This is a genomic window from Pseudomonas sp. (genome assembly GCF_049590575.1).
Lineage (GTDB): Bacteria > Pseudomonadota > Gammaproteobacteria > Pseudomonadales > Pseudomonadaceae > Aquipseudomonas.
Window position 1 is genome coordinate 29940 of the sequence record NZ_JBAWDE010000372.1, and the last position, 11875, is coordinate 41814.

Annotated in this window: 9 protein-coding genes; 6 read left to right on the plus strand and 3 right to left on the minus strand. The window is 60.9% G+C overall.

All coding sequences use genetic code 11. The features are described from left to right. Positions 1 to 67: 67 nt before the first annotated feature. The 4 genes from WBR57_RS25700 to WBR57_RS25715 are packed head-to-tail and all read left to right on the plus strand — an operon-like array spanning position 68 to position 4267. A complete protein-coding gene (locus WBR57_RS25700; RefSeq protein ID WP_154950132.1) occupies positions 68 to 1024 on the plus strand; it encodes a TIGR03756 family integrating conjugative element protein in 957 nt (318 codons plus the stop codon). After that, a complete protein-coding gene (locus WBR57_RS25705) occupies positions 1021 to 2403 on the plus strand; it encodes an integrating conjugative element protein (RefSeq protein ID WP_054092838.1) in 1383 nt (460 codons plus the stop codon). The genes WBR57_RS25700 and WBR57_RS25705 overlap by 4 nt, the downstream gene beginning before the upstream one ends. A 3-nt stretch (positions 2404 to 2406) precedes the next feature. After that, positions 2407 to 2715, plus strand: coding sequence for a hypothetical protein (locus tag WBR57_RS25710; protein WP_054092839.1), 309 nt, complete (start codon positions 2407 to 2409; stop codon positions 2713 to 2715). 10 nt (positions 2716 to 2725) lie between these two features. Continuing rightward, positions 2726 to 4267, plus strand: a complete 1542-nt coding sequence (locus WBR57_RS25715) for a conjugal transfer protein TraG N-terminal domain-containing protein (RefSeq protein WP_122540627.1) — start codon at positions 2726 to 2728, stop codon at positions 4265 to 4267. Here the strand turns inward: WBR57_RS25715 and WBR57_RS25720 are convergent. Continuing rightward, a complete protein-coding gene (locus WBR57_RS25720; protein WP_122540626.1) occupies positions 4256 to 4654 on the minus strand; it encodes a DUF3742 domain-containing protein in 399 nt (132 codons plus the stop codon). The two genes, WBR57_RS25715 and WBR57_RS25720, sit on opposite strands and share 12 nt — an antisense overlap. A gap of 611 nt (positions 4655 to 5265) precedes the next feature. On the opposite strand from WBR57_RS25720, the gene WBR57_RS25725 reads away from it, so the two are divergent. Next, complete coding sequence (locus tag WBR57_RS25725; protein WP_154950133.1) at positions 5266 to 7335, plus strand: TonB-dependent receptor; 2070 nt, start codon at positions 5266 to 5268, stop codon at positions 7333 to 7335. A 178-nt stretch (positions 7336 to 7513) separates the two neighbouring features. Beyond that, positions 7514 to 8404 carry an AraC family transcriptional regulator gene (locus WBR57_RS25730; protein ID WP_122540624.1) on the plus strand — a complete coding sequence of 297 codons (891 nt, stop codon included), beginning with the start codon at positions 7514 to 7516 and terminating at the stop codon, positions 8402 to 8404. 3 nt (positions 8405 to 8407) lie between these two features. Here WBR57_RS25730 and WBR57_RS25735 read toward each other — a convergent pair whose 3' ends face one another. After that, positions 8408 to 10120, minus strand: a complete 1713-nt coding sequence (locus WBR57_RS25735; protein WP_122540623.1) for an ABC transporter ATP-binding protein — start codon at positions 10118 to 10120, stop codon at positions 8408 to 8410. Then, positions 10104 to 11873: an ABC transporter ATP-binding protein gene (locus WBR57_RS25740; RefSeq protein WP_122540622.1), complete on the minus strand. Its 1770-nt coding sequence runs from the start codon at positions 11871 to 11873 to the stop codon at positions 10104 to 10106. Before WBR57_RS25740 ends, WBR57_RS25735 begins: the two co-directional genes overlap by 17 nt. Positions 11874 to 11875: the final 2 nt, after the last annotated feature.

An 11875-nucleotide genomic window follows, 5' to 3' on the forward strand; every position in this document is an offset into this window, starting at 1 on the left:
TAATTTCCACTGACAGTCTTCAGTCCCTAACCGAACCTGCCCAGGCCATATACCGAGAGCCTGGATCATGCCTGTTGCCTGCTCGTCAATCTCGCCCACAAAGCTACGGCCCCTGGCGCTGAGCATCTTGCTGGCGTGCGGCCCAAGCGTGGCGCTGGACACCGCCAGTATCACGTCCTCCGTGCTTTCGCCAAACTGTCTCGCCTACAGGGTCGTCGGCATTTGTTTTTGGCTGCTCTGCACGCCCTTCGGCTGCACAGTCAAAACCTCGACCAAGGTTCGTCATTTCATTCCTGAACTCGTGGTCTCGAGCTATGCCATCACGGGCAATAACCCCTGGACCGAGATGGCCACCCTCTCCGCGCCCATCAGCGGTGCGGAGGGGGGCGGCAACCTGATCACGCCGAACACCCAACGCGACAATTTGCCTCGCTTCAAAAACGTTGATGGCATCGGCCACCCGGGAGGTTGGGCCGCCACGCAATTGGCTTCGCAATCCGGCTATGCCTGCGCCAGCGGCGCTATTGCGTTCACGCCCTACTACCTGAGTACCCTGGACTCACTGGCCTGGCGCCATGGCATCCCAGAAAGTCTTTACCCCGAGTCGCTCATGCCGGGGCTCCGTGAAATTGGTCGTCAGGCTTCGGGAAACATGTGGGGCAACGTTTATCCCCGGCAGGGCTTTCTGGTACAGCCCGACGACTTCAAGGCGGCCGCCGTCATGGCGCAACGGGCCGGCGATGTGATTACCCGCAATTGGCAGCCGCATGTGTACGTACCACTGACTCCAGCCAAACGCGACGGCTACTGGCCGCCTGGCCCGATCGTTGAAAACGACGCGTCGACCCACAAATGGCAATTGCTCTTCCCTCAGGTTCAGCCCACGTGTGCCATCTTCCCCAGCGATCCGGTACAGAGCGCGGATGGCGGCTACGCCTGGTCGCTGTGGCGTCCCTATAGCTGCTGCAAACGTGAGGGGCAGACCTTTCTGTTCAGTATCGACTTCGAAGGCGGTGCGTCATGAGTCGGCTTTGCGCGCGATCATGGTTGGGCGTGATGAGCCCGTTGCTCTGCGGACTGCTCGCCATGGCCACGCCTACCCACGCCGCCGAGGGCGATTACCGCCTGGGTACTCAAGGCGAAGTACTCGACGACCGAGTGATGTACACCATCGGTGGCGGCTCGGCAACGGGCTCACCGAGCTCGCTCTATCGACCCAGCGGCCTCGGTGTCGGCGGGTCCTGGCGAGCGAACATGATGTGCGGAAACATGAGCCTCACCAACACCCTGCAAAACCAGTTGAACGGCGTCACCGAAGGTTTCCAGCAGATCATGGGCAGCGTTGTGCAGAACGCGACCCAAGCGGTGATGTCGCTGCCAGCGTTGATCATCCAGCGCGCCAATCCCGGTCTCTATGAGTTGCTGAGTAACGGCGTTATGCAGGGTCGCATCGACTTCGACCGCTCCAAGCTGACCTGCCAGGCCATGGCCGAAAAGATGGCGGATAAGGTCGGTCAAGCCGGCTGGGGTGCGCTGGCCAAAAACCAGGAGATGCAGGGCAATCTAGAACAAACCGGCGGTGATGCGGTGGCAGCGGTGAAAAACACCGAGGCCCATAACGGCAACAATGGGGTGTCCTGGGTCGGCGGTTCGAAGGCCGGAGGTAACGGACAGACGCCCATTCGGGTGACCGCCGACGTGGTGCGCGCGGGCTATAACCTGCTGCATAACCGTTCGGTGGATGACAGCGCCTCGATCAGTAGCAGTGATTGTCTGGGTGGGGCTATTTGCCAGACCTGGGCTTCGCCCCAGGAGGAATCCGAGTGGGCCGTCCGCGTACTGGGCGAGAGCGAAGTCGCGACCTGCGACAGCTGCGAAACTCTGCGTGCGACCGCTGGCAGCGGACTGACGCCGCTGATCCAGGAGGCCTATAACGAGCGCCTCAAGGCCCTGCAAGGGCTGTTGTCTGGCTCTCTGCCGCCTACCCCTGACAACCTGGCGAAAGCCTCCAGCCCGATGCTGCCGGTGACCCGTGGTGTGGTCGAAGCCCTGCGTGACGACCCCGATCAGGACCTGTTGGCGCGGCGCTTGGCCAGTGAGACGGCCTTGTCCAGTGTGCTCGACAAAGCGTTGCTGCTACTGCGCACCCTGCTGGCGGGCAGTCACGAACCGAACATCGCCTCCGCCGAGCCGGCACAGAGCGCCTTGACGAAAAACATCGACACCCTGGAGCGCGAAATACGCCTGCTGCAGACCGAACTGCAGGTCCGGCAGATGCTGGCCACCAACACCGCCAGCCTGGTACTCGACCGGCATGCCGGTGGTGCCGACGCATCGCGTACCGTCGAGCAAGGCGACCCCGAGCCCGGCCGACTCAATGATGCTGACGCCAGGCGCAAATGAGCCATGAAACGCTCACCGCTATTCAGTCTGCTTTCAGGTCTGGGGATTGCCGCGGTGACGATCCTGACCGCCGCACTGGTCGCCTGGATCGGCCGAACTGCGCTGGGTAATTTCGAGGTCTGGCAGCAGGCACTCGAATCCGCACGACCTTATCTGCGGGGGTGGCGCGCCCTGCTCTACGCCGCCCTCTTTGCGCTCTGGTGGGATCTGCTTCGGCGCTACCGACATCGACCACAGGATCGACTGCGCGTGAAACGCATCGGAGCATTAGGGCTCGTGCTCTTTACCTGCGTCGAACTCACCCGACTGTGAGGTCACCACCATGCTCCTGAGCACCAACAGCTACCTGGAATTTTACCTCTCTCTGCTGGCCTGGATCATCAATAACGGCCTCTGGAGCGTCCTGTCCGACACCGGGCTATTTGCCGCGCCCTTCGGCGCGATCATCCTCCAGGAATGGCTGTCAGCCCGTCAGCAAGGCGCGGATGAAGGCAACAAGGGACTGCTCTCGGTGCCGCGGATCGAGAACCGGTTGTGGCTGGCCTACATCGTCGTATTGTTCGGTTGCGCGCCGGTCTTTCCGTTGAGCCTCGCCTCGATGGCGTTCGATGATGCGGCGAGTCAGCGCTGCGGCGTGAGTGTGGCCCAACCGACGGAAACCGCCTGGGGGGCGACCTTCAATACGATCGGCGAACGCTCCGCCAACGTACCGATCTGGTGGTTTCTGGTGCATGCCTTGAGCAAAGGTGTGACCGCGGCGGCCACCGCCTCCATCCCTTGCGCAGCGGATATCCGGCAGATGCGCATGGAGATCGACAGTTCGCGCATCGATAGCCAGGTACTGCTGCAGGAAGTCGCCGACTTCACCCGCGACTGCTATGGCTATTCCCGTTCTCGGCTGTTCACCAACCGCCCGCAGTTGGACAAGGCACAAAGTCACGACGCAGCGTGGATTGGTTCAAGCTATTTTCTCGACACGCCCGGCTACTACGACACGGATCGTTCACGCACACCGCGAGTCAGTTGGCCGTATAACGAAAGCCGCGATGTCTCCTTGCCGCAGCTAGAGAACGGCGCGGGCTACCCCACCTGCAAGCAGTGGTGGAGTGATAGCGGTGTTGGGTTGCGCGACCGCTTGATCCAGCAGGTCGATCCCTCGCTGCTGACACAACTGAAAGGTTGGTTGACTGGCCGTTCGAACAACGAGATCGAGGATGCCACCCTGCGTGAGTTGGTCAGCCCGCGCCAGCAATCGATGTCCATGTCGCCCGGACAGGTGTACCAGGACTATGGCTCCAGTGCCCGAGGCGGCTCGATCAATCAGGGGCTCAATAACCTGGCCACCAATACCGGGTTGGCCCTCGGCTCCTTCAGCAACTTCCCGGCGATGAATGCGCTACGCGCTGCCCTGCCCATGGTGCAGGCCTTCCTGATCATGGGCGTCATCATCAGCTTGCCGCTGATCCTGCTGGTCAGTACCTACCAGCTGAAGACCGTCATGACGGTGACGTTCGCGCTATTTACCTTACACATGCTGAGCTTCTGGTGGGAACTGGCTCGTTGGGTCGACTCCAGCATGCTAGATACCTTGTACAACCAGGTCTCGGCGTCCAACCAAGTGCTGTTATCGCTGCCCACATCCGGGTTTATGGATGGGACTGTTACCGCGCAGGTGATCGAGTATGTGATGGGGGCGATGTTCATCGTGCTACCAATGCTGTTTCTAGGGGCCATGAGCTGGGCAGGATATTCAGTCGGCAGTGGGATTCAAGGCATGTTGGCGAACGGTAGCAAAGCAGCAAGTGACGCAGCGAGCAAAGGTACGGATCAAATATTGGGTGCTGCTAAGCGCTCAATTAGATGACTTGCTGTCGCCTATATAATGCCCATTGTCGTCGAAGTCACCGATGTAGAGGTCAGCGCCTAAGTAATCTGGCCCTGGATTTTTCTCTTCATGATCGGCACCAACAAAAGCCCTGAACCATAGCAAAGTGATGAAAGCCAGCATCATCACAATGAAAGTAACCAGACAAGCACTGACAAAGAGCAAACCTCCGATCAGTGCCAGTTTGGCAATCAGAAAGCTCCCGCGAACGAGTAAGTTACCCGCAGGTATACCTGCCGTCACCGCACGCTCAGCCAAGAGGGACTCAAACGCTTTCAATTTTCGATAACGACGCTTTACCGATATGCCACCGGCATACGCCCAGCGATGGGCACGTGAATTATGAATAGGATTCTGAGTCGACATGGTCTCGCCCTCTTCTGAGCGTTTTCATGGTTGAGACAGGAGTAACAGCCTACTACTGAAAACTGTCCATTCCTGACCGTTTATCAGCTCGCCCAGCCGAAAATCTTCACCGGAAGCAGAAACCAGCCCCGTGAAACAGCTTTTCTAAAGCGATTTATTGGATTTAACGATGGCAATCCAAGCAGCGTACTCACCCAAGTACCGTTTGGACTGGGCGTCTAACTGGTTTTCTGGAGACCCAGACGATTTTTGCCTTCTTGTGACCGTAGTCGAGCGCGGACCTACCCTGTAAAGCTGGGCGAGGTGGTCGGTGGCTGGAAGCTCGTTCCCGTAGTTTTGCCTGAAACTACTGCTCTAGCCCCCAGTCATCATTTTTTCGGCGAGCCTTAAAGGCTTTTACAAAGCCCTCCTGCGCCCCAACTTTTTCCATGGACGCTGAGGCTAATGTTTTCGGTGCATCCCCACATCGGCAAGCTGCCCTGTCGCCACTCAGCTAAAGGCAAAAGGCTAGCAACGTTGCACTGTATTCGGGTGTTTTAGAACCCGAATCGGGTAGTGCACAAAATGAGAACCGGTATCATTTGCGTCATTCTCATTCAGGCGTGAACCCCATGGAACGTTCTCCCCTTTGCCAAGCTGTACGTTATGCCCTGTTGTTATCCTGCGCCCTACCCTTGCTGCAACCGGCAATGGCCGCCGACGTCAACCTGGAAGAGCTGGATGCCACGGTGATCACTGCCACCAAACAGGACACTCCGCAGTTCAAGACCGCCAACAGCGTCAGCGTGGTCAAGGGCCAAAAGATTGAAGACAGCCACCTCGATACCCTCGGTGACGTGGCCCAGCGCCAGCCCAACCTTTACTTCAGCACTTTCACCCGGCACACGCCGTCGCTGACCATTCGCGGATTGGGGTTTTCTGACGACGAAGGCGACAGCATCAGCAACAGCGTGTACATCGACGGCGTGCCGATGAATGCCCTGGTGCTCGGCCAACTGTATGACATCGACCAGCTCGAAATCCTGCGTGGCCCTCAAAATACCCTGTATGGGCAAAACAGCATGGGCGGCCTGGTCGCCCTGCGCACCCGCGACCCGGAGTTCATCGCCGGCGGCAAGGTCAAGCTCGAATATGGCACGAATAACCAGCAACGCGCCGAAGTCACCGGCAACCTGCCATTAACGGAAAACACCGCCGTACGCGTGTCTGTTGGCGGTGAAAAGAACGACGGCATGATCGCCAACTCCACCCTCGGGCGCCACGACACCGCAGGTTGGGACAGTGGTTTCGGGCGCATCAAGTTATTGCATCTGGATGACGATGGCGGCGAGTGGCGCTTCGGCCTGCACCACATGAATACCCACGGCGATAACGACTACTTTGCCCCCCGCGATTTGGCGAAGAAGTATCAGTCCAACGCCACCGACGCCGGCACTAACAACACCGAATACACGCTGTTCACCGGCGAATACCGCAAGCGTTTCGCCGATGACACACAGCTGGTGGTCAACGTCGGCGCCAACCAGACAGAGTGGGATTACTGGCTACCCAAATCGATCTTTGGCGGTACCGCTGGCTACGACATGAAGACCCGCCAATACACCGGCGAAGCACGGCTCAATGGCCAGAATGGCAACATTGACTGGCTGGTGGGCGGCTTCCTCTCCCATGTACGCCGTGACGCGCCCTACACGTTCGATCTCAGCCCGTTTTTCCTGAGCGACACCAAGGCCAAAGTCGAGGGCGACACCGTGGCCACCTTCGGCGAACTCGGCTGGCGCTTCCAGCCAGAGTGGCGTGCAGCCGTCGGCCTGCGGGTAGAGCACAACCGTCGCAGCATGGACTGGAGCAGCACCCAGGCGGGCATGTTCGACAGCAATGGCGACGGTGTGCCAGATGCCAGCTTCTCCAGCCTAGAATCGTTCAACGACCGCAAGGTCAGCGAGACCGTGGTTCTGCCGCGTTTCAGCCTGGAATACAGCCCCAACGAGCAGCATTTCAGCTACCTGGTATTGGCACGCGGCTACAAGGCATCGGGCTTTAACACCTACTCCACCAGCGCTAGCACGGCCGGCGACGCCTATAACCCCGAGTACGGCAACTACGCCGAGCTGGGCTATCGCTACCGTGCACCGAGCAAGGTCTGGGAAGTCGGCACCAACGTGTTCTACACCCGTCTGCGTGACCAGCAGGTGATTGTCGAGGACGGCGGCGGCCAGACCTCCACCAGCAACGCCGGCAAGTCCCACAACAAAGGGCTGGAACTGACCGCCACGGTTCGGCCGCTGGAGTCGGTGCAGGCCAACGCCTATGCCAGCCTGTTCGAAGCACAATTCGACGACTACACCCGGGGGGCGGTGGATTATTCCGGCAAGCAGTTCCCCAGCACGCCCAAGCACAGCTACGGGGTGTCGATGGACTGGGCCGCCACCGACCACATCACCGTCGGCACCGGCCTGACCCGCCAGGGCCAATCCTACCTGTACCCGAACGCGACCCTCTCCCAGGGCTCGTACACCTTGTGGGATGCAAACATCGACTACCGCATCAACCAGTGGAGCGTCGGCCTGTTCGGCAAGAACCTGGGCGACACCACCTACTTCACCCGCGCCATGTCCAACGGCATGGTCATCGCCGGTCAGCCGCGCACCCTGGGTGTGCGGGTAGGCATGGAGTTCTGAGGAGTAAAGTGACAACCATTGCAAATGAGAACTATTAGTAATAACCTGCCGACCATCTTGAATGCTCGCAGGGATTTCCGGGCAATGCGGTGGCGCAAGCCGCCGCCGGAATCAGGGATACTTACGAGCCGTCTGCCCCCTGCCAGGCCTGCCTGGGCAGTTGCCTGCGAGGACGACCATGTACCAGCTTCGCGCTTCAACCTTTTTTGACAAAGCAGCCCCCCACGCCGGCCCACCGGGTTGCCATGTGCGTACCCAAGTGCTCCAGCCTGGCCTGGAAGTGTCCCTCGTGACCTTCGACGCCAGCCAGTCAGTGCGTATCAGCACCATCGACGACAACCCCCACCTGCATTTCAGTTGCATGCTCAATGGCGATATCGACATCCGCGTCGGCCGCAAGGGCCTGCACCTGGGCAAAGGCCAGTTGATGACCAGCTTCGCTCCTTCCGAACGTTTCGAACTGGAATTCGCCCCGGCCCACCGCAATCTTGAGCTGCGCATAACCCCTGAGCGCCTGGGCGAACTGGCCGGCGATGATTACCAGCGCCTGGGCGACCGCATGGAAGGCAATTTCTGCCTGCACACCACCCATGGCAACCAGCGCATCCAGGATGCGGCCCTGCGCCTGGAACGCCTACTGGGGGATGATTCGGCCTCGGCGCTGCTGGTGCATTCGGCCAGCCTGGAGTTCCTGGCCTGGCACTTGAAAGCCTTCAACCCCCAGGACCAGAGCGAACAGATTTGCCGGCGCGAACAGAAACAACTGCTGGCCGCCCGCGATCGCCTGCTGATGGACCTCAGTTCACCGCCGACCATCGAGCAACTGGCGCGGGAAACCGGCCTCAACCAGCTCAAGCTCAAGCGCGGTTTCAAGGCGATGTTTGATGTGAGCATCTACGCGTTGTTCCAGCGTGAACGCATGGGCAAGGCGCGCCAGCTGTTGCAGCAACACGGGGTAACCGATACCGCTTCCATACTCGGCTACAGCAATATCAGTCACTTCAGCGTGGCGTTTCGCAAACAATACGGCGTGCTGCCGCGCGATGCCCGGCGCGGGGCATTGGAGTAAGGTTTAACCGGCCTGCTGCCGCCACAGCTCGGCATACAACCCGCCGTGCGCGAGCAATGCGGCGTGGCGGCCGCGCTCGACGATACGCCCCCGATCCAGTACCAAAATCACATCCGCATGCCGTACCGTGCGCAAACGGTGCGCGACCATGATCAGCGTGCGGCCCTGGGCCAGGCGCGACAAAGCGCGCTGAATCTCATACTGGGCCAAGGGGTCGACCGACGCAGTGGCTTCATCCAGCAACAGAATCGGCGCGTCCTTGAGCAAAGCCCGGGCGATGGACAAGCGCTGGCGCTCGCCCCCGGACAGGCGCTGACCATTCTCGCCAATCGGGGTGTCATACCCCGCGGGCAGGCGCTGGATAAACCCATCGCAACCAGCCTGCACACAGGCGTGCTGTACCTGCGCCAGGGTGGCGTCGTGCTTGCCCAGGCGCACGTTATCCAACACGCTGGCGTCGAACAGTTGCACGTCCTGGAACACAAAGCTGCAAGCGCCATATAGTTGCTCCAAACGCATCTGCCGCAAGTCCACGCCGCCCAGCTCGATGCGCCCCTGCTGCGGGTCGTAGAAGCGCGCCAGCACATGCAACAGGCTACTTTTACCGGCGCCCGACGGCCCGACAATCGCCAGCATCTGGCCGGGCTCGACACTGAAGTCCAGGCCCTGCAACGCCCATCCCGGCTGCTCGGGATAACGCAAACCCACGTTGTAAAAGCGCACGCCATGCCCCTCCACCACCGCCGCGTGCCGAGGTTCCTCAACCGGCGGCATCAGCAAGATCTCCTGCAGCCGCGACTGCCCCTGAGCCAGTCCACGCAGCTCGCTCAGATACGCCGCAACGTCCAACAAGGGGTCGAGCAGGCGCGGCGTGACCAACGCAAACAACAGCCACACCAGCACCTCTAACTGGCCTGCGTTGGCCAACAGGCCCGCCGTCAGTAATAGCAGCACCAAGCTCATGTCCACGCACAGGCGATACAGCTGGATCGCACTGCCACCCCATACTTCCACCCCCAAGCTGTGCCGTTCGATCTCACCGAACTGCGCATCCAGCCGCCCACGCCACTGCTCGGCACGGTTGTACAAACGCAGGGTACGCAAGCCGGCAATAAACTCCACCAGTAAGCCCGCCGCCTGCCTGAAGCTGTGTTGCTTGCGTCGCCCCGCCGCGAGGAAAAACCCGCTCAGCCGGTTCAACACCGCAAAGCCCACGGGCAAGCTCACCAGCAACGCCAGGGCCAGACGCCAGTCCACCCACACCAGCACCAACATAAACAGCAACGGCACGCTCAGTGCCGCGAGCAATTCACCCAGCACGTGGGTAAACAGGTTTTCAATGCGCTTGACGTCTTCGGTCAGGCGCTCGCCAAGCTGGCCGATGCGCTCCTGACGCAGCGCCCCCAAGGGTAGGCGCGCCACATGATCCAGCAGATGGCGCCGATAGCCGTGCATCACCTCGTAGCCACCGAGAAAACTGTTCATCTGGCCGTAGTGGGAACACACCAGTTGCAACCCCAGCAGCCCGAACAACCCCAGCCCCAACCATCCCAACGACAGCCCCGTACCACCGGCCAGCCAAGCAAAACCAAGGAACAATGGCGCAATCGCACAGGCCCGCTCCAACACACGCAAGCCCAAGCCCCACCACAACCGCGGCGAACGAGTATCGGCAAGCCTGATGACCTGACGCAGCCCTTCAATCAACCCTTGCATGCAGCGCACTCCCGTCGCGGATGGTCCAGTCTTCGCTGTCGAATTGATGCTGCCATTGCGTGGCATACGCGCTGCTGCGCACCAACAATTGTGCGTGGGTGCCGCGGTCACGGATCACTCCGTGCTCCAGCAACACGATCTGTTCGGCCTCGCTGATACTGGTCAGGCGATGTGCAATCACCAACAAGGTCTTGTCCGGCCAGGTATCGCGCAGCGCCTGATAAAAGCGGCGTTCGGTACGGCTGTCGGCAAACGCCGTCGCCTCGTCCAGCACCAACACCGGGGTCTCGGCGAGCAATGCCCGGGCCAGGCCGATACGTTGTCGCTCGCCCCCTGACAGGCGCCCTCCACGCTCATCCATCTGCGTGTCGAGGCCCTGGGGCAACGCGCGTATAAAGTCCTCGGCCTGGGCCACGCGCAAGGCCGTGGCGATCTGCCCCGGCGTGGCGTCGGCACGGCCGATTCGCAGGTTATCGAGCAGGCTGCCCTGGAAAATAAATGCGTCCTGGGAGACCACACCCACTGCGGCCGCCCGTGCGGCGTCACTGAAGGCCGATAACGGTTTGCCATCCAGCAACACGCGACCACAGTCAGCATCGAGCAGGCCCCCAAGCAACCAGGCCAGGGTGCTTTTGCCGCTACCGGACGGGCCGACCAGGGCAGTCATCTGCCCGGCGGGCAACACCAGATCGATATGCCGCACAATCGGCTGCTGTTGATAGTTGAACGAAACATCCTCGAAGGTCACGCCCAGGTGCGCGGCCACAGGTTGCTCATGCCCTTGCGAGGGCTGCGGCCAAACCAGCAACGGTGCAAACCGCCGCACACCGCCGATAATCTCCTGGATCTGCGAATTCAACCGCGCCACACGTAACAACGGGCGCAGCATGCCCGTCCCGAGTATCAGCACCAGTACCAGTTGCGCCTGGGTCAGCTCCCCGATGCCGTAAAGCCATAGCCCTGCGGGAAACAGCACCGCCACATTGGCCCCCAGCAGCACCACGAACACCGACCAACCCGGCACGCTAATACGGATCATGCGACCGATCAGATGCTGGTAATGCGCCAGAGCTTCGCGCATGCGCTTGAACGAGCGCACATCCTGGCGGAAGGCTTTCATCAGCGGTGCACTGCGTAAAAATTCGAGGGTGGCGCCGTCCAGATCATCCACCGCGCCGGCGTACTGCGCCAGGCGCTCGCCGAGACCGCGCATCATCCAGGCCTGGGCGCACAGGGCCAGGGGCACCGGCAGCAGCGCGCACAGGGCCAAGCGCCAGTCGACAAAGCACAGGGCGATCAATACCCATATCGGGCTCAACACGGCGGCCACGCACTCGACGCTGTGATGGGCGATAAATTGCTCCATGCGCTCCACGTCCTGGATCACCCGCTGCTTGAGTTCGCCGCTGGACCAGCGACTCAGCCACGGCAACGGCGCCCAAGACAAATGCCGCACCAGCGCACGTCGGGTAGTGAGCAACACCCGATACGCCGCGACATGGCTCAAATAGTAAGCCAGGGTGTACAGCAGGTATTTACTGAGCAATGCCAGCGCCACCCAGCCCGCCAGCTGCATCAGGTCGCCACCCAGCCTAGGCCCGCCCTGCACCACACGGTTGACCCCATGGGCCAGCAGAAAAAACGGCAGCAATTCCACCGCTGCCGCCAACACCGCCATGGCCACCGCCAGGCCCAGCCGTCGCCCCTGGCCCCGCAGCAACCAGCGCCATTGCGGGGCCCGTTCAGTCTTCATAC